The sequence below is a fragment of the Pseudomonas sp. PAMC 29040 genome (assembly GCF_003994535.1).
Lineage (GTDB): Bacteria > Pseudomonadota > Gammaproteobacteria > Pseudomonadales > Pseudomonadaceae > Aquipseudomonas > Aquipseudomonas paraversuta.
This window is the reverse complement of sequence record NZ_RZAA01000006.1, coordinates 32451-55016: the sequence shown is the minus strand read 5'-3', so window position 1 is coordinate 55016 and position 22566 is coordinate 32451. Positions and strand designations below refer to the sequence as shown.

Sequence of the window (22566 nt, the reverse complement as noted above, 5' to 3'; positions counted from 1 at the left end):
TAACCGTTTCGAGCGCCAAGGCCGAGTTTCTTTGTACAAACGGCATGAAACAAATGATTTTTTAGGGTCTTTAGTCCAACGAGAGCCCTTAAATCGCTCTGAAGTGCTCTAATCCCAGGGATATTTCTTCTTGGGGTAACGCTTTAACTTATGGAAACTCAAACACTCTGGACCCAAATTCAGGATCTTTACGCCAACCTGGACCAACATCCCTGGGTATCGACCATCCTCGGCCTGATCGTGCTGGTAAGTATCGCCCTGCTGGCCGGGCACGTTGCACGCATCATTATTCTGCGCATCACCAAGATCCTTGGCCGCCAGCCTGCCCTGCACTGGATCAGCGACCTGCGCCAGCACAAGGTGTTCCACCGCGTGGCGCAACTGACGCCCTCGCTGATGGTGCAGTTCGGCCGCAACCTGATACCGGAGATGAGCGAAACCGGTCGCCACTTCCTCGGCAACCTGGCGCTGGCCATCACCATCTTTGTGCTGACCCGTGTCATCAGCGCGCTGCTGGATGCCCTGCTCGATATCTATTCGCGTACCAACTACGCCAAGACCCGCCCGATCAAGGGCTACATCCAGCTGACTAAAATGCTGCTGTATGTGTTTTCCGCCATCATCATTGTCGCAACCCTGATCGACCGTTCGCCGATGCTGCTGCTTTCGGGCCTGGGCGCGATGTCTGCGGTCATCTTGCTGGTCTACAAGGACACCCTGTTGTCTTTCGTGGCCAGTGTGCAATTGACCAGCAACGACTTGCTGCGGGTCGGTGACTGGATCGAAATGCCCCAGGTCGGCGCCGATGGCGACGTGATCGACATCACCCTGCACACCGTCAAAGTGCAGAACTTCGACAAGACCATCGTCTCGATTCCAACCTGGCGCCTGATGTCCGAGTCGTTCAAGAACTGGCGCGGCATGCAGCAGTCCGGCGGACGCCGAATCAAGCGAAGTCTGTTTATCGATGCCGGCAATATCGGTTTTCTGACTGATGAACAGGAACAACGTCTGGAGCAGGTACGCCTGCTGAGCGACTACCTGCATCGCAAGCAGGCCGAACTCAAAAGCTGGAACGAAGCACAGGGCAATGTGGCCGCTCTGTCAGCCAACCGTCGACGCATGACCAATATCGGGACCTTCCGCGCCTATGCGCTGGCTTATCTCAAAAGCCATCCCGAAATCCAGCCAAACATGACCTGCATGGTGCGTCAGTTGCAGCCCACGGCCCAGGGCGTACCGCTGGAGGTGTACTGCTTTACCCGCACGACGGTGTGGAGCGACTATGAACAAATCCAGGGCGATATCTTTGACTATCTGTTGTCAGTCATGCCCGAATTCGGCCTGAGCATCTATCAGCAACCGAGCGGCAATGATCTGCGCAACGGGCTGATGCCCGCCCTGACCAAAGACGCCTGATCAACCGGCGCGGCTCCAGGAGTCGCGCTTCCCTGAAAAAGAATGAATAGTGTCTCGGTCATTAACACTGACGTCTTCAAGTGCACAACGCTAAACCGGCATAATCCAGGTGCACGCGGCCAGGCTTAAGTGACACAAGGAACAAAACAGGTGAAACAAACAGACGCTGAATCAGCGCAACGCGGGATGGAGCCTGCTTGCTTGTATGATCCAGAGTTGATGCAACTCACTAGGGACGAAAAAACCGTACAGTTAGGCAGTAACGAAAGCGACTTTTTGCTCGCACTGATAGATGGCATATCAGACAAGGAATTACTTATCAGCCGGGTGTGGGGCGAGCGCGGTCTCGTGGTCTCGGATGGCAGTTATTACAAGACCCTGCATACATTACGGACGCACTTCTCGGCCATCGGATTGCCCCGCCACGCCATAAAAACCCTGCCCAGAAGAGGGGTGCTTCTGCTGTGCTCTGTCACCCTGAGCAGTCAACGCGAACCCCATGACGACAGTGTGCAGATCGAACCCGTTACTGAAAACACCCCCGTTCAACACCCCGCGCAATCAAGCGCACCGACTTTACTGAAGGCGCCCGAGCCCTCAAACGCTCAGACTCTTGTGATCCCGGCACCCGTTCCACAACCCCGTAACTTCTTCAGAATCATTGCGGGCTATGCCGTCGTGCTTGGCGGGCTGTTAATGCCAGTGGTTTATGCCTGGCTAGTGCTCAGCGGCCCTCCGGAACTTGAAGGCTGGAAAGCCATCTGGAGCGAGAACGGCCATACGCTGTATGTCGAGTCCAGCGAGACAATATCCAGAGATGACATTGCAGAACACATGAAACCTTTTGACCCCGGCCTGCTGTTTTCAGGCACCAGTTATTACATCAGAAAGCCATTGTCACAGTTGGTGATCAGTTGCGAAAAGCCTGAAAGTAAAGGAGAGGCCATATGCACCAATTACCAGAACGTTGGCAAAAAACCCTAGTCGGTGCAGGCCTGTTATCCCTGCTGGTTTTTGGCTGCCTGAGTGCGCGCCATGCCTGGATTATTTACAAGGACATTCCCAGAGCGCCGTGTTACGCCTCTGTTTATTTCAACAATGTGGAATACAGCACTGGCAGATGGTCCGGCGCAGGCGATATCACCATTTCGCCCAAGGAAGATGCCATCTATGTGTACTACAAAATCAAAAGCCCGGATGACATCACCTACATTTACAACCGGAAATTTGAAGTTTCGACTAAAAAACTCGACACCTCGAGATTCCTCTTTGAAACCACCAATGTGGTGACTTTCGATAACGACACGGCTGGCAAGAACACACCCTTCATGTCTAGGGGAATGCATGGCGGCCTGATGACGTTCAATTATTTTTCCGATAACGAGTACTACTACAACATTAACAATTTTCTGACCGGCGTATGCCATGTACCCCGGTAGGTGCCATGCAAGTGTCTGCCGCAAAACACCCGGGCCAGGTCTGCGGGTGTTTTGCCAGTCCTTTGAGGTAGAGCGTTTACCCGCCAAGGCGGGAGGAACAAGATAGAGACAAACGCACAACCGGGTACACACCGACGACCACACTATTATTAATTGCAAAAAACCCGGCATTTCCCGCGCTCAAAGCGGCCGGCACCAAACCCGTCAAACTTCAGTCGCCCTCGATTGAACCATTGTGTTTTTGACTGGAAATCGACCCGCATTATGGTTGCGTAAGGTTAATTAAGACTGCGCACAAGCCCCCCTTCCCCCCCTGCGCTACCGTGCCTCCCTTAAGTCAGCCCCATGAGCTTATCGAATGACACGCCCGCACTTACACCGGTTGCTCCGGCACTGCCAGAGCCTGTGCCTGTTTTGCACAGCCACGTGCCAGAGACATTTTCAGTCCGCCGCTACTCGCCCAGCCACAGACCCGGACGCTGATAAATGAACGCCCCCGGCAACACCTCCTACTCATTGCCACAGCCGTCCAATACAGCACCCGCCCCATAACATGGAGATATATTCCGTGGCCCGCCCTATACGCTGGATAAAACCCACCTGCAAAAGAACACGTCACTTACCCGTCTGGAAGCGTTCATTAGCACTGACAGCGGACGGCACTCTATTTATGGCTGCGGCCATGGGAGGTTCGGAAAAAGAAGTCAGCTTCGCATCATTACACGAGAAAGTACCGAGCCTTATTTGTTTTGATCATGTGTATGTGCCTGCTGACTGGCTGCAACAGAGCTTTGGCGCGGCTAACCCCTGGTGCGATTCATTGATTAAAGCCGCACACCCTCATGTCTTGGATCAGGAGGGTTAATGCGGCTTGTAACATCATTGGGATTTGAATTGCGGATCGCCGGTGAGTTTGAATAAGAGCCCGATACCTTGCGGCCATATACCGTAACCGGTATCACCATTGATATGCCCCGCCTTTTGCAACCACACCAGTTCGCTGCCCCAGGCATCGCTGAAGGCACTTGCCCGGGCGCTGGAGACATAGGGGTCGTCCGTGCTGGCAACGGTAATCGAGGGGAAAGGCAGGCGATTGAGCGGCATGGGGGTAAAACCCGAGGTGCCCGGCGGGTAAGTGTCGGCTTCGGTATCGCTGGGCGCTACCAGTAACGCGCCGCGCACACGTTCCGCCGCTTGCGGGTGCTGCTGTGCCCAGCGCGCAATCAGCGTACAGGCCAGGCTATGGCCCACCAGGACTACAGGGCGCTGGCTGCCTGCGACTTTCTCTTGCAGGCGCTGCACCCAATCCGTGCAGGTCGGGGTTTCCCAGTCCTGCTGTTTAACCCGGTGCAGCCCGCTGTAACGCTGCTCCCACTGCGATTGCCAATGCTCTGCCCCTGAATTGAACAGGCCCGGCAAGATCAACACCCTGACTGTCATCTCTGGTCTCCATTAGGTGGATGGGTTGCCGAAAACCTTAGACCGTCGCAGCCCTGCGGTCTAGCCGGCTAAGCCAGACGGCAAACAGAATCACCCCCCCCCCCAGCAACAGCCGGCCCAGAGGCTCGTGCTGGTTCCAGATCAGCAGGTTGAGCAATAAACCCACCGGCACATGCAAGTTGTTCATCACCGCCAGGGTGCCACCGGTGACCAGACAGGCCCCCTTGTTCCACCAGTACATGCCCAGGGCCGTGGAGACCAGCCCCAGGAACACCAGCACGGCCCATTGCAAAGGCGCGTCGGGTAAAAAGTCGGCTTTGCCGAATGCCAGGAAGGCCGGCAATACCACCGCCAAAGCGCCGAGGTAAAAGAAACCGAAACGCCGGTAATGCGGCAGCTCGCTCGGATAACGCGCCACCAGACGCCTGTACAGCACCTGACCGGCGGCATAGGTGAAGTTGGCCAGTTGTAACAACAGGAAGCCTTTAAAGAAGTCCCCGCTGATGCTGTCAAAGCGAATCACGGCCGCCCCCGATACAGCCACCAGTGCCGCCACCAGTGCCCATGGGTTGAAGCGCCGGTTAAGGGCATCTTCGATCAGGGTCACGTGCAACGGCGTGAGGATGGTGAACAACAGGACTTCGGGCACCGTGAGCACGCGAAAGCTCAGGTACAGACAGACGTAGGTAATGCCGAACTGCAAGGCGCCGATCAGCAGCATGCCGCGCATGAAACCGGGTTCCACCTGGCGCCAGCGGGTCAGCGGAATAAACACCAGCCCGGCCAGTACCACGCGCACCAGTACTGCAAAGTAGCTGTCGACGTGTCCAGCCAGATACTCACCGATCAAGCTGAAGGAAAACGCCTGAATCAGCGTCACAATTAACAGATAACCCATGAATGTCTCGCCCGGAATGTCGTGATTGCCTGACAGCAGATACGGCCGCCGGCTTGTTTCGCAGGGCGCGACATTAGCGGTTTTGCGCCGCTGGCGAAATGCCTGTCAAAAAAAACCCGGTCCAGCGTTAAAGCTGACCGGGTGTGAGCACTCAGGAGAGAAGTGCAAAGGGAGGTTCGATGCGCGAACCGCATGCTTGAAGGAGCAATGAAACGATTTAGCCAGCCGCCGATTATCTGTCGATTAACAGCCTATGCGACTTCAGAAACCCGGGCCTTGGCCTGGTTCAAACCTTTTTCCTGAAAATCACCGCCCAGGTTCATCCCTTCGGCATGGATAAAGGTCAGGTCATGAATGCCGATAAATGCCATCACCTGACGCAGGTAGGGTTCCTGATGGTCCGCCGGGCTGCCGGCATAGATCCCGCCACGCGCCGTCAGCACGTAGGCTTTCTTGCCGGTCAGCAGCCCCTGGGGCCCGGTGTCTGTGTATTTGAAGGTGGTGCCGGCCCGCAGAACATGGTCAAGCCAGGCTTTGAGGGTGCTGGGAATCGCAAAGTTGTACATCGGCGCCGCCATCAACAGCACATCAGCCGCCAGCAGCTCATCGGTGAGCTCGTTGGAGCGCTGCAGAGAGGCTTTCTCGGCTACAGAACGTTGTTCTTCGGGCTTCATCCAGCCACCCAGCAGGTCAGCGTCCAAGTGCGGTACCGGGTTCAACGCCAGGTCGCGAACGGTGATCTGATCATCAGGGTGGAGCGATTGCCATTGACTGATGAACTGCCGGGTCAGCTGGCGGGAAAATGAATCCTGCTGACGGGCACTGCTTTCAATGATCAGAACTCGTGACATGCTGACTAGACTCCATCGGTAAATGCTGTAAGGCGATGGAGGGAAGATTAGAGTGCATAGGTTCGATGAAAAAGCGCAAAAAATTGCTACAACCTATCTATAATCCTGTTTATATAGCGAAAACCTGTAGCCATTGCTGCAGGTCGCAATAACACAGACTCCGGCAAAGGAATTCATCGTGAAGGCGCCCCGTGTAACCCTTGATCAATGGCGCACCCTGCAAGCGGTGGTCGACCACGGCGGCTTCGCTCAAGCCGCCGAAGTTCTGCATCGCTCGCAATCATCGGTCAGCTACACCGTAGCCCGCATGCAGGATCAACTCGGCGTGCCGTTGTTACGGATCGACGGGCGCAAGGCAGTACTCACCGAAGCCGGTGGCGTATTGCTGCGCCGTTCCCGGCAACTGGTCAAACAGGCCAGCCAGCTCGAAGACCTGGCCCACCACATGGAGCAAGGCTGGGAAGCCGAAGTGCGGCTAGTGGTCGATGCGGCCTACCCCAATGCACGGCTGGTACGCGCCCTGACCGCGTTCATGCCGCAAAGCCGCGGTTGCCGTGTGCGCTTGCGCGAAGAAGTGCTGTCGGGCGTTGAAGAAGTGCTGCTGGAAGGCGTGGCTGACCTGGCCATCAGCAGCTTCAACATCCCCGGCTATCTGGGCGCCGAGCTCAGTGCCGTGGAGTTTGTTGCCGTAGCTCACCCTGATCACCCGCTGCATCGCCTGCAGCGCGAGCTGCATTTCCAGGATCTCGAAAGCCAGCTGCAGGTGGTGATCCGCGACTCGGGACGCCAGCAACCGCGCGACATGGGCTGGCTGGGAGCGGAACAGCGCTGGACCGTCGGCAGCCTGGCCACGGCTGCAGCCTTTGTGGGCAGCGGCCTGGGATTTGCCTGGTTGCCGCGACACATGATTGAACGCGAGCTCAAGGAAGGCGTGCTCAAACAGTTGCCTCTGGATCAGGGCGGCAGCCGTCACCCGCTGTTCTTCCTGTACTCCAACAAAGACAAACCCCTGGGCCCGGCCACACAAATACTTGTCGAACTATTGCGCACCTTCGATACCGCGCCCCTGGACGCGCCTTTTGCTGCCCCTCTGCAAGGCTGATCAAGCTTGCTCGGGCATGACAACGGTGGGCAGGAACAATGATCGCGAATATCCTGTCCAAGGTCGGCGGCCAGTCTGAACTCACTGGCGCCGTCATCACCCTATTCCATCGCGCGTGAGTTACCTCGCGCAGTTGCTCTCACTGTCCAGGATCCTGAACCCATGCTGAAAAAAATCGCCCTCGCCGCCGGTGCCCTGCTGTTCGCTGCCAACCTGATGGCGGCCACCACCGCACCGACCAAAGCGCCCCATGTTGTGCTGGACACCAGTTTCGGCCAGATCGAAATTGAACTGGACCCGGTCAAGGCTCCGATCAGCAGCAAAAACTTTCTGGAGTACGTCGACAGCGGCTTCTACAACAACACCATTTTCCACCGTGTGATTCCTGGCTTTATGGTGCAAGGCGGCGGCTTTACCGAACAAATGACCCAAAAGCCGACCCGCGACCCGATCAGGAACGAAGCCAGCAACGGCCTGCACAACGTGCGCGGCACCCTGTCGATGGCCCGTACGTCCAACCCGAACTCCGCCACCAGCCAGTTCTTTATCAACGTGGCTGACAACGCGTTTCTGGATCCGGGCCGTGACGCCGGTTATGCGGTATTCGCCAAGGTGGTGAATGGCATGGACGTGGTTGACCAGATCGTCAACTCGCAGACCACCACCAAGCAAGGCATGCAGAATGTCCCGATCGATCCCGTATTGATCAAGTCCGCCAAGCGCGTTGACTGAGGCAATGGTTCACACAAGGACTTTGACCGAACACTGAACCAGCAAGAGCGAGCTTTCGGGTCAATTTCTGGAAGCTCGCTCCTGCAGGAGGGTGCGGGGTCATACCACTAAAGGAGAGCCCGCACTGCGGGCGTCAGTGCCAATGCTTTATCGCTATTTTGAAAAGCTGATCGATATTTTCCGCGAAGCACCCACGCCTGCTCCACCCAGTACCGTCTGGGCGTTTTATTACTACTACCTGCGTCAGGTGTGGCCGATCTTTGCCGCCCTGCTGGTGGTCGGGCTGATTGCCGCCTTGATCGAGGTCTCACTGTTCAGCTACCTGAGCACACTGATTGACCTGACCCAGGGCACACCCAACACCGACTTCTTCAAGATCCACAGCAACGAACTGATCTGGATGGCAGTCGTCGCACTGATCATCCGCCCGATTTTCTTCGGCCTGCATGACCTGCTGGTGCACCAGACCCTGAGCCCGAGCATGACCAGCATGATCCGCTGGCAAAACCACAGCTACGTGCTCAAGCAAAGCCTCAACTTCTTTCAAAACGACTTCGCCGGCCGGATCGCCCAGCGCATCATGCAAACCGGCAACTCGCTGCGTGACTCGGCGGTGCAGGCGGTCGATGCCCTGTGGCATGTATTGATCTATGCCATCAGCTCGCTGGTGCTGTTTGCCGAGGCTGACTGGCGTCTGATGATCCCGCTGCTGACCTGGATCGCCTGCTATATCGGCGCCCTGTACTACTTCGTGCCCCGGGTCAAAGAACGCTCGGTGGTGTCCTCCGATGCCCGCTCCAAACTGATGGGCCGGATCGTTGACGGCTATACCAATATCACCACCCTCAAACTCTTTGCCCATACCAACTTCGAGCAGCAATACGCCCGCGAAGCAATCATCGAGCAGACCGAAAAAACCCAGCTGGCGAGCCGCGTAGTGACCAGCATGGATGTCACCATCACCACCCTCAACGGCCTGTTGATCGTCACCACCAGCGGTCTGGCATTGTGGCTGTGGAGCCAGTCGCTGATCAGCGTGGGGGCCATTGCCCTGGCCACAGGCCTGGTGATTCGCATCGTCAACATGTCCGGCTGGATCATGTGGGTAGTCAACGGCATCTTTGAAAACATCGGTATGGTCCAGGACGGCTTGCAGACCATTGCCCAGCCTGTGGCCGTGACTGATCGCGAACAGGCTCCGCGCCTGAATGTAGAGCGCGGCGAAGTGCGCTTTGAGCACGTGGACTTCCACTACGGCAAACGAAGCGGCATCATCAGCGACCTCAATTTGGTGATCAAACCCGGCGAGAAAATCGGCTTGATCGGTCCTTCCGGCGCGGGCAAGTCAACGCTGGTCAATCTGCTGTTGCGCCTGTACGACTTGCAAGGCGGAAAAATCCTGATCGACGGTCAGAATATCGCCCAAGTGACCCAGGAAAGCCTGCGCGAACAAATCGGCATGATTACCCAGGACACCTCACTGCTGCATCGCTCGATCCGCGACAATCTGCTGTACGGCAAACCGGATGCCACCGATGAAGAGCTCTGGGAGGCCGTACGCAAGGCCCGCGCCGACGAGTTCATCCCGAACCTGTCGGATGCCCAGGGCCGTAGCGGCTTCGACGCCCACGTGGGCGAGCGCGGGGTCAAGCTCTCGGGGGGCCAGCGCCAGCGCATCGCCATTGCCCGGGTACTGCTCAAGAACGCGCCAATCCTGATCATGGACGAAGCCACCTCGGCGCTGGACTCCGAAGTTGAAGCCGCCATTCAGGAAAGCCTCGAAACCCTGATGCAAGGCAAAACCGTGATTGCCATCGCTCACCGGCTGTCCACCATCGCCCGCATGGACCGCCTGGTGGTCCTGGAAAAAGGCCATATTGCAGAGTCCGGAACCCATGCCGAACTGCTCGCCCATGGCGGTTTGTACGCGCGCCTGTGGCAGCACCAGACAGGCGGTTTTGTCGGTCTGGACTGAGTTTAAAAAAGCAGCTCTGCAACGCCACTGATACACAGCGCCAGCGCCCGGTTTTTCAGGGCTCTGGGGTTTTTCAGGGCGTTTGCCAATCCTTGGCGCCCTGGTGTATTTCAATAATCCCGGGGCGGGTGTGCGGAATGCTGAAGACGGCGATGTTGATCATCCCGGCGAGGATCAGGCCTGCCGGTAAGGCAGAGCCGACCTCGCCTCTTCGGCATACGCCAGCACCCCCACTCGCTCACGCGCCAGAAAATCACTCACTGCCGCTTTCAATCCCTGATGGCGCAAGTAATGCCAGGAGTGAGTGATGACCGGCTCAAAGCCGCGTATCAGCTTGTGCTCACCCTGGGCACCGGCGTCAAAGCGCTGAATACCGCCTGCGATGGCGTAGTCCATGCCCTGATAGAAACAGGTCTCGAAGTGCAATCGGTCGAACTCGCCCAGGCACCCCCAGTAGCGACCATACAGGCTGTCGCCGCCCACCAGGCTGAAGGCCATTGCCACCGGGCTTGAGCCCTGTCTGGCCAGCACCACACGAATGGACTCGGGCATGCGCTCGGCCAACAGGCTGAAAAATTCACGGGTCAGATACGGGGTTTGTCGACGCACGGCGTAGGTGTTGGCGTAGCAGGCATACACGAAATCCCATTGCGCCTCGCTCACCTGCTGACCTTCGAGCCATTCAAACTCGAATCCCTGCCCCGCCACTTGCTCGCGCTCTTTGCGCATTTGCTTGCGTTTGCGCGAGCTCAAACCATCGAGAAAGTCCTGAAAGTCACGGTACCCGCGATTTTGCCAATGAAACTGGCAGCCCAGCCGCTGCAACCAGCCGGGCTGATGTGACAAGGCCGTATCGGCCAGCGCATCGGTGAAATTGATATGGGCGCTGGAGAGCCCTTCTATCTCCAGGTAACCGGGCAATGCAGCCAGCAGTTCAAGCCCGTCGGCGCTACTGGCCGCCAGCAATCGCGGGCCGCTGACCGGGCTGAACGGCACCGCCGTCAGCAGCTTGGGGTAGTACTCGATACCCGCCCGCTCGCAGGCATTGGCCCATTCATGATCGAACACGTATTCGCCGTAGGAGTGCCATTTGCGATAACTGGGAAGCGCTGCCAGCAACTGACCATTTTCATAATGCAGCAGGTGCTCGGGCTGCCAGCCGGAATGGGGGCCCAGGCTGGCACTGTCTTCCAGTGCACTCAGAAAAGCATGGCGCAGGAACGGTTGCGCCACTGGCACCAATGCATCCCATTCGTGGGCCGAGATGGCGGACAGGCTGTCCAGGCGGTGTAACGGCATTGGTTGTCCCCGGAGTGCGACGTAGAGCGGCGATGGTAGCACCTGATGCCCGGTGGGAGCTGTTGGCTGGCGAAACCGCTGTCACAGATTCGATATCACTTTGCCACTTTTCTGTCATGTCCAACCGCGATACTGGCGCCGCTTCTTAGAACGCAGGGTTATGAGCGGTTTGTTTGCAACAGGCTCAAGCCTCATTAACGCGAGCCCATCAAGGGCCGATTTTTCCTGAGATGGCCAGGGCCATCTCAACACTGGGAGTTTCATATGCGTCTTGTATCTACACGGGTTGCGGCGGGACTGTGTGGCGGACTGGTACTGGCCATGAGCGTCCCGGCCAGTGCCGGAGTCGATGCCAAACTGCTCGAAATGCTTAAAGCCAACGGCTCCATTTCACCGGCCCAATATGCCGAGCTGCAAACCGAACTCACCAGCGAAAAACAGGCCCAACAAGAAGCAGCCGCCAATCAGGTGAAAAAATCGGACCTCAGCGCCTTCGAACAAAAAGTGGCCTGGGCGGCCAAGACCGAATTCAAGGGCGACGTCAGGGTTCGCCAGGAAACGGTCAAGATCGATGGTGAGTCCGATGGTAAAAACAAGGATCGCCAACGAATTCGTGCTCGTCTGGGCGCCTACACCGAAATCAACCCGCAAGTGAATACCGGTATCCGTATCGCCACCGGCGGAGGCGACGATGCCCGCTCCACCAACCAGGATCTGGACAACTACTTCGACAAGAAACAACTGTGGCTCGATCAGGCCTACATCGATTATCACCCGACAGCCGTCAAGGACCTGCACCTGATTGGCGGCAAAATGCCCCAGCCGTGGGTCAGCATGGGCGACGTGATCTGGGATAGCGATATCAACCCGGAAGGTCTGGCCGCCACTTACAAGCACAACCTGGGTAACAGCGGCGTCGAGATGTTCGGTAGCGCCGGCTACTACACCCTCAAAGACAACGTCGACGGCGAAGGCGTGCAGTTTCGCAACGACTTGAGCCTGTATGCCGGTCAGCTGGGCGCCCGTTTCGCACCCACTGACAGCCTGAAAGTGACCCTGGGCGGCAGTGTTTACAGTTACAACAATGACAAGGACAGCGCCTGCCCTACTACCGGCACCAAGACCACGCCATGTGCGCTGGCAGTCAACGGCAACAGCACTGACGAGTTCCGCCTGTACGAAGGCTTCGGCCAGGTCGATATCGCCAACCTGCCAGTGCCGCTGTCGCTGTACGGTCAATACGTACATAACGCAGCCACCGACAGCGATCAGGACAATGCCTGGCTGGTGGGTTTCAAAAGCAAGCTGAACGCCTTCAGCCTGGACTACAACTACCGCGATATTCAGCGTAACGCGGTGGTGGGGGCATTCACTGACTCTGACTTTGCCAACGGCACTACCGGTTCACGGGGGCACAAGATCAAACTGGGCTACGAGATCGACAAGAACTTTGGTCTGGGCGTGACGTACTTCCTGACCAAGGCTGACTACGCAACCTCCACGCAGAAGGATGCCAATGCCAACACGCTGCAACTGGACGTAGAAGCCAAGTTCTAAGAGCAATCTGTTGAGCGCAGGTCGCGTCGATCCCCTCTTATCCGTCGACGATGCCTGCGCCCAACGCTTTATTGCCCGCCTGACTGCTCGCGCATCATCCGCTTGACCGTCATCTCAAGATCGACCGGTGGTGGTTCCGGCAATGTTTTAAGCGCGGCTCCCATCAACCGCATTTGCCGGGTAAAACGCCTGCAATTGGGGCAAAACAGCACATGATGGCGCATCTGCAGGCGCTGACGAAATGTCAGCTGACCATCCAGGTAGTCGCTCGATCGGGCAACATATTGTTTGCAGGTCAACATTCCCCGGTTTCCTCGAAATGCTCCACGGTGGCGAAGACTTTAAGTCGGGCACGATGCACCAGCACCCTGGCATTGGAGAGCGATATCTGCAAAAGATTACAAATCTCCTCCAGCTCAAGCCCCTGACGATCGCGCAGTACCAGCACACTGCTTTGCAACTGCGGCAGACTGAGCAGCGTTTGCTCCAGGCATTCGCGCAACTCATGCTCTGTGAGCAGGGCTTCGGGGGTGTCCTGATGCCAGGCCAGGGGCGCCAGCAGCCAGTGCCCGTCAGAAGAGAACCGATCATCGTCGATCGTACCGTGGGGCGAAGGTAAATCGTCGAGCAGCACTTCCCGACGATTTTGCTTGTAGCGGTTTTTGGCTGCGTTGGCGGTGATGGTCAGCAGCCAGGTTTTAAGGCTTGAACGGGATTCAAAGCTGACAAGATTGCGTACCACCGCCAGCCAGGCATCCTGAACCGCTTCGTCGGCATGACGATTGCCCACAATGGCATAAGCCACGGCACGCATGGCCCCCTGATAGGTGCTGACCAGCTCCCGAAAGGCCTGCTGTTCACCGGCCAGCAGACGTTTGAGCAACTCAGTGTCGTCAGCAGCCATTGATACCTCGTCTGTTGTGAATCTGCAGGAGCCAGCTTGCTCGCGAGCGCTTTAAAAGCTCGCGAGCAACCTCGCTCCTGCAGGATCCGGGATCAGCGTTTACGCAGAATTATGCTGCCAATCGAATAGCCCGCACCGAACGAACTGAGCACCGCCAGCGAACCGCCTGGCAGATCGTCCTGATACTTGTGAAAGGCGATTACCGAGCCTGCCGAACTGGTATTGGCGTAGGTGTCGAGAATCACCGGTGCTTCTTCGACCGCGGCTTCGCGACCCAGCAGACGTTTGACGATCAGGTGGTTCATGCTCAGGTTGGCCTGGTGCAGCCAGAAGCGCTTCACATCGGCCACGTCGAGCTGGTTCTCTTGCAGATGCTGGGCAATCAGCTCGGCCACCATCGGGCACACATCGCGGAATACCTTGCGGCCTTCCTGGACGAACAGCTTGTCGGGGCTGTCTGGCGATTCGTCAGAAGCACGATTGAGGAAACCGAAGTTGTTGCGGATGTTGTTGGAGAAGGTGGTCAGAAGTTTGCTGCCGACGATATCGAACTGGTGCCGGGAAGTGGCCAGATCGGCACGCTCGACCAACACCGCAGTCGCCGCATCACCAAAGATGAAGTGACTGTCGCGGTCGCGGAAGTTCAGATGGCCGGTGCACACTTCGGGGCTGATCAACAGCACCGCGCGGGCCTGCCCCAGCTGGACGCTGTTGCTGGCGGTCTGAATGCCGAAGGTCGCCGAAGAACAGGCCACGTTCATGTCAAAGCCAAAACCTTGAATGCCCAGCGCCTGTTGCACTTCAATGGCAATGGCCGGGTACGGGCGCTGCAGGTTGGAGCAGGCAACGATGACCCCGTCGATGTCGGCAGCGGTTTTGCCCGCTCGCTCAAGCGCCTGCTTCGCGGCGCCAACGGCCATTTCACAGAGCACCGACATTTCATCGTTGGAGCGTACAGGCAACCGTGGACGCATGCGCTGCGGGTCAAGGATGCCGTCCTTGTCCATCACAAAACGGCTTTTGATGCCTGAGGCCTTTTCGATAAAGGCGGCACTGGACTCGGCCAGAGGCTCGATTTCTCCGGCCTCGATGGCGGCGCTGTTATCCGCATTGAACTGCTGCACATAGGCATTGAAAGACTGCACCAGCTCTTCGTTGGAGATGCTGTTGGCCGGGGTGTACAGGCCGGTGCCGCTAATGACGACGTTATGCACGGTCGTTCCTCTTATTCTGTTCAAACAGAAGATATTGAATTCATTTCAGGCAGTGATAGCAGCGAAGTTTGCCATAAACGCCAACATTTGGCGTTACTTCACGATCGTCCATCTGTGCAGGAGCGCGCTTTCAAGCCGCCAGACAGCTCGCGAGCACGCTCGCTCCTGCAGGGTATTCAGGCGTCCACCTGGCTCCATTGTTTGCTCAGGCGTTTGTCCGAAATCGGCACTTTGGTCCCCAACTGCTGGCCGAACAGCGACACGCGATATTCCTCCAGCCACCAGCGATACAGCTCCAGCTGCGGGTCGCGCTTGCCTTCCTGGGCATGCTTGGTGGCCCGGGCCTGGTACTGCGCCCACAAACCGCTCAGCTCGCCACTCCAGACCCGGTCTTTCTGGACCTGGCCGGGGAGTTTCTCCAGGCGCATTTCAATGGCCTTGAGGTAGCGCGGCAGTTCCTTGAGCCAGACTGCCGGGGTTTCCCGGACAAAACCCGGATACACCAGATTGCCGAGCTGCTGCTTGATGTCATTCAGGGCAACCGCTTGAGCCAGATCGATCTTGCCCTTGAAGCGCTTTTGCAGCCCGTGCCACAGCTTGAGAATATCCAGCGTCAGCCTGGCCAGCTTTTCGGTGTGCTCGGTCCAGGCCCCGCGCTTGCGCTCGGCAAGTGCAGCCAGGCCCGCACCATCGCGCGGCAGCACGGCTTCGCCTTCAAGGATGCAGCTGTCGAGGCTGGCCAGCAGAATGTCTTCCACCAGACTCTCGACCCTGCCCAGCTCGCGGTACAACAGGCCCAGTTCGGTCAGCCCCGGCAGCTTGGCGCGCAAGAATTTGGCCGGCTCGGCCAGTTGCTGCATCAACAACCGCTGGAGCGCCCGACGATGCTGATACTCAGCCTCGGCCGGGGTCGAGAAACGTCCTTCCTTGACGCTGTTGCCCTCTTCTACCAATGCCGGATAAACCGTCATCGACAACCCGGCAATCTTCTGCTGGGTTTTTTCAGCCACCGGGGCAAACACCTTGGCCTCTACCGGCTGCTGGTTTTTCGCTGTTTGCGGCACCGCCAACGCGGCCTGACTGGCCTGGGCAAAGCGTGCTGTCAGCTCGGCCAGATCGCGGCCTTCGCCGAGAAACTTGCCCTCGCCATCAACAATTTCGAGATTCATTTTCAGGTGGTTTTCCACCTGCTGCGCAGCTTCGGCCCAGGCTTCGTCACTCACCCGCGCCCCGGTCATGCGCAACAGCTCGCGACCCAGTGCCTGGGGCAACGACCCTTCGCCGTAGGCCATACGCTGCAAGGCGGCCTTGACGAAGTCCGGCACCGGCACAAAGTTTTTCCGTAGTGCCTTGGGCAGGCAGCGCACCAGAGCAATGCACTTGGCCTCGATCATGCCCGGCACCAGCCATTCCAGACGCTCGGGCGGCAACACCGAAAGCAACGGCGCAGGTACTTTGAGCGTCACCCCGTCCCGGGGATGGTTGGGCTCGAAGTGATAACTCAGCTCCAGGGTCAAATCCCCCAGATGCAGGGTGTCCGGGAAATGCTGGGCGGTGATTTCAGTGGCTTCACGGGCCAGCACGTCTTCTTCACGCATGATCAACAGCTGCGGATCTTTCTGGCTGTTGATGCGATACCAGCTGTCGAAGGTGGCAGTCTGATGAATTTCAGCAGGCAGTCGCGCGTCGTAGAACCCGTACAGGGTTTCTTCGTCGGCCAGAATATCGCGGCGCCGGGCCTTGGCCTCCAGCTCGTCAAGTTGCTCCAGCAGTTGGGCATTGGCCGTCAGGCATTTGGCCCGCGACTGGATTTCGCCCCGCACCAGACCTTCGCGGATAAACAGCTCGCGGGACATCACAGGGTCAATCGGCCCGTAATGTACGGCACGCCGACCGACCACGATCAGGCCGAACAAGGTGATCTGCTCAAAGGCCACCACTTGTCCGCGCTTCTTCTCCCAGTGCGGCTCAAAGTAGTTCTTTTTGATCAGGTGCCCGGCCAGCGGCTCGATCCAGTCCGGCTCGATCTTGGCCACCATTCGCGCATAGAGCTTGGTGGTCTCCACCAGTTCGGCGGTCATCAGCCATTGCGGGCGTTTTTTACCCAGGCCGGAAGAAGGATGAATCCAGAACCGGCGCTGACGTGCGCCGAGGTAATCCCCCTCTTCAGTCTTTTGCCCGATCTGGCTGAGCAAGCCGGACAACACCGCCTTGTGCAGCTTGGGGTAGTCGGCCGGTTCTTTATTGACCGTCAACTGCATGTCGCGGCAGATCAGACTCAATTGGCGGTGTGAATCGCGCCATTCGCGCAGCCGCAGGTAATTGAGGAAGTTCTTGCGACACCAGCTGCGCAACGGACTGGCGGTCAAGGCCTGGCGCTGCTCTTCAAAGCCGCGCCAGACATTGATCAGCCCGGCGAAATCGGAGTCAACGTCTTTCCATTGGGCGTGGGCCTGATCCGCCGCTTGCTGGCGCTCGGGCGGACGCTCACGGGGGTCCTGTACCGACATCGCACTGGCCACAATCAACACTTCCTGCAAACTGCCGAGCCTGGCTGCTTCCAGCAGCATGCGACCCATGCGCGGGTCCACCGGCAAGCGCGCCAGTTGACGCCCCAGCGGTGTGAGCTGGTTCTCGCGGTTCACTGCCGACAGTTCTTGCAACAGGTTGAAACCGTCAGTGATGGCCTTGCCATCCGGCGGTTCGATAAACGGGAACGCAGTAATCTCGCCCAGACGCAGATGCAACATCTGCAAGATGACGGCGGCAAGGTTGGTGCGCAGAATTTCCGGATCAGTAAATTCCGGGCGCCCGTTGAAGTCTTCTTCGGCGTACAAACGCACACAGATACCCGGTTCAACCCGACCGCAACGGCCTTTACGCTGATTGGCGCTGGCCTGGGAAATCGCTTCGATGGGCAGGCGCTGAACCTTGGCCCGATAGCTATAGCGGCTGATACGGGCGGTGCCGCTGTCGATCACATAGCGAATGCCCGGCACCGTCAGCGAGGTTTCAGCCACGTTGGTTGCCAGCACCACGCGGCGCCCCGGGTGCGACTGGAAAATGCGCTGCTGCTCGGCAGGTGACAGCCGCGCATACAGAGGCAGAATTTCGGTGTGCTTGAGTTGCGCCTTGCGCAGCATCTCGGCGGCGTCGCGAATTTCCCGCTCACCGGGCAAGAACACCAGCACGTCGCCGGGGCTTTTGCGTTCACTGCGCTCAAAGGCGGCAATTTCATCAAGGGTGGCAATGATCGCCTGGTCGACGCTCAAATCTTCCTCGACACTGTTGCCCTCTTCATCCTGCTCCGAGGTCAGCGGTCGATACCAAGTCTCGACCGGGAAGGTACGGCCCGATACCTCGACAATCGGCGCATCGTTGAAGTGCTTGGAGAAGCGCTCCAGATCGATGGTGGCCGAAGTGATGATAACTTTCAGGTCTGGACGACGCGGCAGCAGGATTTTCAGGTAGCCCAGCAAAAAATCGATGTTCAGGCTGCGTTCGTGGGCTTCGTCGACGATGATCGTGTCGTAGCGTTCCAGATAACGGTCGTGCTGGGTTTCGGCCAGCAGGATACCGTCAGTCATCAGTTTGACCAGGGTGTTGGAATCGCTTTGATCCTCAAACCGCACCTGGTACCCCACCAGCGCGCCCAACGGCGTGGCCAGTTCTTCGGCCACCCGGCTGGCTACGCTGCGCGCCGCAATTCGACGGGGCTGGGTATGGCCGATCAAACCGTGTTGACCGCGACCGATTTCCAGACAGATTTTCGGCAACTGGGTGGTTTTACCCGAGCCGGTTTCACCGGCCAGAATCAGCACCTGATGCTTGAGCAACGCGGCCTTGATCTCATCGCGCTTGGCGGCGATCGGCAGGTTTTCGTCATAACGAATCAGCGGCACACTGGCCGCCCGCGCTTTCACCTGCGCGCACGACGCCTGCACCCGCTCAGCCCACGCGGCCAATTTGGCCACGTCGTCAGGCTTTTTGCGCAGCTCATGCAATTGCCGACGCAGTTTATGGCGGTCGGCAATCATGGCTTGATCAAGGTTTTTCAACAGTTGGTCGATAGCAGGCGATTCGTCAGTCATCAGGCGCGCAAAAGTCTTCGTAAATGCAGGGGGCGGATTGTCGCAGATTTGGCCCCACCCCGTGAACGGGATCTACAGCTGGATATGGCATCCATGCCAAAGGCGCCGTTACTCGGAGGCGGGCAGCTGCCGGCCGGTGGCCTGAGGTTTTCCCGCCACCGCCACCGCCAGTTCCAGAACAGCCAGGGCCACCAGCCCCCAGATAAACCAGGTCTTGCCGGCAGTCACCAGTAGCCAGCCCCCCCGGCCTCGAGCGTTGTCCGTGCACAGGGATATTGCGCCCGGGCAGCCATTGCCTTGCGCGCTGTATCCCCTAAACTGCCCGGCTCAAACCTTGTAAGGAATCACCGTGAGACTTGTCGATATTGCACGGATGCTGTCACTGGCAGGCATTTGGGGCGCCAGCTTTCTGTTTATGCGGATTATTGCGCCGGTGATCGGGACCATTCCTACCGCGTTTTTTCGAGTATCCATAGCCGCTACCGGCCTGGTGGTGATTCTGGCGCTGATGCGCGTGAGCTGGAATTTCGGCGGTAAGCTCAAGGTGATTTTGATACTGGGGGTAATCAACTCGGGCATTCCGGCCACGTTGTATTCGGTGGCGGCCCAGGTATTGCCTGCTGGTTATTCATCAATATTCAACGCGACCACACCGCTGATGGGCGTGCTGATTGGCGGGTTGTTCTTTAGCGAAAAACTCACTGCGACCAAAATGGCCGGTGTGTTTTTAGGCTTGTTCGGTGTCGGCATCCTGACGCGTGCCGGGCCAGTGGCATTTGATATGGATCTGCTGATGGGCGCCCTCGCCTGTCTGCTGGCCACCACCTGTTATGGCTTTGCCGGTTTCCTGGCGCGCCGCTGGCTGGATCAGCAAGGCGGGCTTGACCCCCGACTTTCGGCACTGGGCAGCATGCTCGGGGCCACGCTGTTTCTGTTGCCACTGTTTGCCCTGAGCGCCATCAACCAGCCGCCGGCCAGTTGGGGCGGAGCAAGCGTGTGGCTTTCCCTTTTGGGCCTTGGACTGGTCTGTACGGCGTTTGCCTACATTCTGTACTTCCGCTTACTGACCAGCATTGGTCCGGTCAAATCCATGACCGTGACCTTTATGATTCCGCCATTTGGCGTGCTGTGGGGCGCGTTGTTTCTGGATGAGCCGCTGTCAATGGCACATATCTACGGCGGGTTGCTGATCGCTGTAGCGGTATGGCTGGTACTCAAGCCTGCTGCAGTGGCAAAAGCTGTAAACCCGTGAGTCCACGGATCTGCAGGAGCGAGCTGTATCGCGGGACAAGTACAGCTCGCTCCTGCAGGTCAGGGTGTCAGCCCGTTTTACGGAACACGAACACCAGCCCGATGATGATCAGCGCCATGCCCAGCAAGCTCAAAGCCGCCAGTTTGTTGCCGAAAATCAGATAGTCCATCACCGCGGTCACCGCCGGCACCAGATAAAACAGGCTGGTGACGTTGACCAGATTGCCTTTGGCGATCATCCGGTACAGCAGCAAGGTAGCCAGTACTGAAACCACCAGCCCCATCCACAACACCGGTACCACAAACCCGGCACTGTGTTCGAAGTGAAATGGCTGAAACGGTACAAACACCGCACATACCAGCAACCCTGCAAGGTATTGCAGCGGCAGCGTACCCAGCGGGTTTTGGGTGATGCGCTTTTGCATCAAGGTGCCCGCCGTCATGCTGGTCAGTGCCAGCAAGGCATACAGCATGCCAGTCCAGGACAAACCTGCCAGACCGATGCCCTGGTAGACCACCAGGATCAAACCGCCCAGCCCCAGCAGCAACCCCAGAGACCGACTGAAGGAATGCCGCCGCTCCATGATCACGGCGGTCAAGATCGGTTGCACCCCCATCACGGTGGCCATCACCCCCGGGGTTACTTTCAGATCCAGCGCCAGCAGGTAAAAAATCTGATAGGCGCCCAACAGCACTACACCGGTGGCCAGCGCATAGCTGATCCCCTTGACGCCACGGGGCAGTTGAAACTTCATCAACGGGATTATCAGCACCAGCGCCAACAAGGCGATGGCAAAACGGATCAACAAAAAGGCAAAGGGCGATGCATGGGCCAGCCCCCACTTGGAGAAGATGGCGCCACTGCTCCACAGCAGAACGAACAGGCTCGTGGAAACAGCCGCCAGCGCGGACTCTTTAGAAATCGAAAACATGGGTAACACCTGTCATCAGGCAAAAAAGCCAACTCAGCCAAAGCTGAAGTTCAGAGGTTTTTCAGGCGGGTACGGGCAGCTGAAAGATCAGTTCAGCCCGCGACAACAACAACACCTGGTGGCGACGCCACAGTGCGGCTGACAGGAGGGGGATAGTGACTGATCTGCGCAGGCTGCTGGTTTGCGCACGGCACCACGCCAGCAGAGACTGCTGAAACGACAACGCTGTGGGAGAGGCAAACCGGCATGGGCTGATCTTTTTTGGAGAGAAGATGCGGAGCGCTTGGGCTCATCGAGCGCTGACTATAACCAGCGCCCGATACAAATTGCAATGCTTTAACCGAACAACCAGCGCCATAACAACAGCAGCACGATCACGGCCAATATTGGACGGGCCACGCGGTAAAGTTTGGGGTTACGGCGCTTCCATTGTTTGACCACACCACTGAAACGGTCGCTGAACGTCTTGCTCCAGGCATAGGCCTTGTTGATGCCGCCTACGCGCTCGTCATCGGTGTTCTGTGGAGCGGTGGCTTTGCCCAGCTGAGCGCTGACCCAGCGGTTGATGCGCGTCATCAGGGGGCTGGTGAGCGGCCGTTCGATGTCACAAAAGAGGATGACGCGGGTGATGTCGGTTTCATTCTTGACCCAGTGCACGTAGGTCTCGTCGAACATCACGTCCTCGCCGTCGCGCCAGGAATACTCTTCGCCATCAACGAAAATCCGGCAAGCATCCGAGTTGGGTGTCGACAGGCCCAGGTGATAACGCAACGAACCTGCGAACGGGTCACGGTGCGGGTTGAGGTGGCTGCCCCCCGGCAACAGCGCAAACATCGCGCCTTTAACGTTGGGGATGCTGTTGACCAGCTCGACGGTCTTGGGGCACAGCAGTTCGGCTGATGGCAGCGCTTTGTCGTACCACTTGAGGTAAAAACGCTTCCAGCCTTTTTTGAAGAACGATCCAAAACCGGCATCGTTGTTCTTTTCGGCGGCGCGGATATAGCCCTCATCGAACAGGTGCATGGCTTCTTCGCGAATCACTTGCCAGTTGTCTTTAAGAACATCCAGCTCGGGAAACTTGCTGCGGTCCAGGTAGGGCCGGGACGGGACGCCGGAGAACAGATACATCAAGGCGTTATAGGGCGCAAAGAACGCGGAGTGGTTGACGAACTGGCGCAACACCGGCAGGCGCGCCTTGCCGCGCAAATGCACGTAAAGGATGCTGCCGACAAACAGCAGTATCAACCCTGCCTTGATGGCGAAGGATAAGGTCATGCAACAACTCCTCGAAAATAGGCAACCTGCCCCGGTCTGTCATGCAACGTGGCAGCCGGCCATGATAAACACTCCCGGCCCCGGGCAAAACCCGCCTGATCCAACATTCAGCGTTAAGGAAGACGTAATAACGAGTCAATAGTGCATAAGTCGCAGCTCTGAGCGCTTGATTTGGGTCAGTTGCATC

General features: G+C 57.9%; 19 protein-coding genes. 9 read left to right on the top strand and 10 right to left on the bottom strand.

What is annotated here, in order from left to right; genetic code table 11:
• Positions 1 to 150: 150 nt before the first annotated feature.
• From WG29040_RS12360 to WG29040_RS12345, 4 genes are all read left to right on the top strand, one after another.
• Positions 151 to 1419, top strand: a complete 1269-nt coding sequence (locus WG29040_RS12360; RefSeq protein ID WP_010656461.1) for a mechanosensitive ion channel family protein — start codon at positions 151 to 153, stop codon at positions 1417 to 1419.
• A gap of 150 nt (positions 1420 to 1569) precedes the next feature.
• Positions 1570 to 2403, top strand: coding sequence for a DNA-binding protein (locus WG29040_RS12355; protein WP_127196222.1), 834 nt, complete (start codon positions 1570 to 1572; stop codon positions 2401 to 2403).
• Positions 2367 to 2858 (top strand): hypothetical protein, encoded by a 492-nt coding sequence (locus tag WG29040_RS12350; RefSeq protein WP_003441679.1) that lies wholly within the window; start codon positions 2367 to 2369, stop codon positions 2856 to 2858. Before WG29040_RS12355 ends, WG29040_RS12350 begins: the two co-directional genes overlap by 37 nt.
• Positions 2859 to 3426: 568 nt before the next feature.
• A complete protein-coding gene (locus WG29040_RS12345) occupies positions 3427 to 3723 on the top strand; it encodes a hypothetical protein (RefSeq protein ID WP_127196221.1) in 297 nt (98 codons plus the stop codon).
• 14 nt (positions 3724 to 3737) lie between these two features.
• Here the strand turns inward: WG29040_RS12345 and WG29040_RS12340 are convergent, their stop codons facing one another.
• The 3 genes from WG29040_RS12340 to WG29040_RS12330 all read right to left on the bottom strand — a co-directional run bounded on the left by WG29040_RS12340 (position 3738) and on the right by WG29040_RS12330 (position 6047).
• On the bottom strand, positions 3738 to 4298 hold the full coding sequence (locus WG29040_RS12340; RefSeq protein ID WP_127196220.1) for an alpha/beta hydrolase: 561 nt from the start codon (positions 4296 to 4298) through the stop codon (positions 3738 to 3740).
• 37 nt (positions 4299 to 4335) lie between these two features.
• Positions 4336 to 5196 carry a carboxylate/amino acid/amine transporter gene (locus tag WG29040_RS12335; protein ID WP_127196219.1) on the bottom strand — a complete coding sequence of 287 codons (861 nt, stop codon included), beginning with the start codon at positions 5194 to 5196 and terminating at the stop codon, positions 4336 to 4338.
• 251 nt (positions 5197 to 5447) lie between these two features.
• On the bottom strand, positions 5448 to 6047 hold the full coding sequence (locus WG29040_RS12330) for an FMN-dependent NADH-azoreductase (RefSeq protein WP_003441673.1): 600 nt from the start codon (positions 6045 to 6047) through the stop codon (positions 5448 to 5450).
• Between the two features lie 178 nt (positions 6048 to 6225).
• On the opposite strand from WG29040_RS12330, the gene WG29040_RS12325 reads away from it, so the two are divergent.
• From WG29040_RS12325 to WG29040_RS12315, 3 genes are all read left to right on the top strand, one after another.
• Positions 6226 to 7149 (top strand): LysR family transcriptional regulator, encoded by a 924-nt coding sequence (locus WG29040_RS12325; protein ID WP_003441671.1) that lies wholly within the window; start codon positions 6226 to 6228, stop codon positions 7147 to 7149.
• A 162-nt stretch (positions 7150 to 7311) separates the two neighbouring features.
• The gene (locus tag WG29040_RS12320; protein ID WP_003441669.1) at positions 7312 to 7881 is read left to right on the top strand and encodes a peptidylprolyl isomerase; all 570 of its coding nucleotides are present in this window, start codon (positions 7312 to 7314) and stop codon (positions 7879 to 7881) included.
• 142 nt (positions 7882 to 8023) lie between these two features.
• A complete protein-coding gene (locus WG29040_RS12315; RefSeq protein WP_003441666.1) occupies positions 8024 to 9856 on the top strand; it encodes an ABC transporter ATP-binding protein in 1833 nt (610 codons plus the stop codon).
• A 174-nt stretch (positions 9857 to 10030) separates the two neighbouring features.
• Here the strand turns inward: WG29040_RS12315 and WG29040_RS12310 are convergent, their stop codons facing one another.
• On the bottom strand, positions 10031 to 11155 hold the full coding sequence (locus WG29040_RS12310) for a GNAT family N-acetyltransferase (protein ID WP_127196218.1): 1125 nt from the start codon (positions 11153 to 11155) through the stop codon (positions 10031 to 10033).
• Between the two features lie 264 nt (positions 11156 to 11419).
• Between WG29040_RS12310 and WG29040_RS12305 the strand changes: the two genes are divergently transcribed.
• The gene (locus tag WG29040_RS12305; protein ID WP_029612602.1) at positions 11420 to 12712 is read left to right on the top strand and encodes a putative porin; all 1293 of its coding nucleotides are present in this window, start codon (positions 11420 to 11422) and stop codon (positions 12710 to 12712) included.
• A 68-nt stretch (positions 12713 to 12780) separates the two neighbouring features.
• On the opposite strand, the gene WG29040_RS12300 is transcribed toward WG29040_RS12305, so the two are convergent.
• The 4 genes from WG29040_RS12300 to hrpA all read right to left on the bottom strand — a co-directional run bounded on the left by WG29040_RS12300 (position 12781) and on the right by hrpA (position 18921).
• Entirely contained in the window at positions 12781 to 13014 is a 234-nt protein-coding gene (locus WG29040_RS12300) for an anti-sigma factor (protein WP_010656465.1), read from the bottom strand.
• Positions 13008 to 13616, bottom strand: coding sequence for an RNA polymerase sigma factor (locus WG29040_RS12295; RefSeq protein ID WP_003441656.1), 609 nt, complete (start codon positions 13614 to 13616; stop codon positions 13008 to 13010). Before WG29040_RS12295 ends, WG29040_RS12300 begins: the two co-directional genes overlap by 7 nt.
• A 92-nt stretch (positions 13617 to 13708) precedes the next feature.
• The gene (locus tag WG29040_RS12290; protein WP_127196217.1) at positions 13709 to 14830 is read right to left on the bottom strand and encodes a beta-ketoacyl-ACP synthase III; all 1122 of its coding nucleotides are present in this window, start codon (positions 14828 to 14830) and stop codon (positions 13709 to 13711) included.
• Between the two features lie 176 nt (positions 14831 to 15006).
• Positions 15007 to 18921: an ATP-dependent RNA helicase HrpA gene (gene hrpA / locus WG29040_RS12285; RefSeq protein WP_127196216.1), complete on the bottom strand. Its 3915-nt coding sequence runs from the start codon at positions 18919 to 18921 to the stop codon at positions 15007 to 15009.
• 349 nt (positions 18922 to 19270) lie between these two features.
• Between hrpA and WG29040_RS12280 the strand changes: the two genes are divergently transcribed.
• Positions 19271 to 20173 carry a DMT family transporter gene (locus WG29040_RS12280; RefSeq protein WP_003441650.1) on the top strand — a complete coding sequence of 301 codons (903 nt, stop codon included), beginning with the start codon at positions 19271 to 19273 and terminating at the stop codon, positions 20171 to 20173.
• A gap of 67 nt (positions 20174 to 20240) precedes the next feature.
• On the opposite strand, the gene WG29040_RS12275 is transcribed toward WG29040_RS12280, so the two are convergent.
• On the bottom strand, positions 20241 to 21104 hold the full coding sequence (locus WG29040_RS12275) for a DMT family transporter (protein ID WP_127196215.1): 864 nt from the start codon (positions 21102 to 21104) through the stop codon (positions 20241 to 20243).
• A gap of 336 nt (positions 21105 to 21440) precedes the next feature.
• Complete coding sequence (locus tag WG29040_RS12265; protein WP_003441646.1) at positions 21441 to 22379, bottom strand: aspartyl/asparaginyl beta-hydroxylase domain-containing protein; 939 nt, start codon at positions 22377 to 22379, stop codon at positions 21441 to 21443.
• Between the last annotated feature and the right edge of the window lie 187 nt (positions 22380 to 22566).

Coding starts and splice junctions, on each gene's coding strand:
- hrpA (WP_127196216.1), bottom strand. CDS start 18,921: ATGACTGACGAATCGCCTGCTATCGACCAACTGTTGAAAAACCTTGAT.
- WG29040_RS12350 (WP_003441679.1), top strand. CDS start 2,367: ATGCACCAATTACCAGAACGTTGGCAAAAAACCCTAGTCGGTGCAGGC.
- WG29040_RS12300 (WP_010656465.1), bottom strand. CDS start 13,014: ATGTTGACCTGCAAACAATATGTTGCCCGATCGAGCGACTACCTGGAT.
- WG29040_RS12360 (WP_010656461.1), top strand. CDS start 151: ATGGAAACTCAAACACTCTGGACCCAAATTCAGGATCTTTACGCCAAC.
- WG29040_RS12330 (WP_003441673.1), bottom strand. CDS start 6,047: ATGTCACGAGTTCTGATCATTGAAAGCAGTGCCCGTCAGCAGGATTCA.
- WG29040_RS12310 (WP_127196218.1), bottom strand. CDS start 11,155: ATGCCGTTACACCGCCTGGACAGCCTGTCCGCCATCTCGGCCCACGAA.
- WG29040_RS12265 (WP_003441646.1), bottom strand. CDS start 22,379: ATGACCTTATCCTTCGCCATCAAGGCAGGGTTGATACTGCTGTTTGTC.
- WG29040_RS12335 (WP_127196219.1), bottom strand. CDS start 5,196: ATGGGTTATCTGTTAATTGTGACGCTGATTCAGGCGTTTTCCTTCAGC.
- WG29040_RS12295 (WP_003441656.1), bottom strand. CDS start 13,616: ATGGCTGCTGACGACACTGAGTTGCTCAAACGTCTGCTGGCCGGTGAA.
- WG29040_RS12320 (WP_003441669.1), top strand. CDS start 7,312: ATGCTGAAAAAAATCGCCCTCGCCGCCGGTGCCCTGCTGTTCGCTGCC.
- WG29040_RS12340 (WP_127196220.1), bottom strand. CDS start 4,298: ATGACAGTCAGGGTGTTGATCTTGCCGGGCCTGTTCAATTCAGGGGCA.
- WG29040_RS12305 (WP_029612602.1), top strand. CDS start 11,420: ATGCGTCTTGTATCTACACGGGTTGCGGCGGGACTGTGTGGCGGACTG.
- WG29040_RS12275 (WP_127196215.1), bottom strand. CDS start 21,104: ATGTTTTCGATTTCTAAAGAGTCCGCGCTGGCGGCTGTTTCCACGAGC.
- WG29040_RS12315 (WP_003441666.1), top strand. CDS start 8,024: ATGCTTTATCGCTATTTTGAAAAGCTGATCGATATTTTCCGCGAAGCA.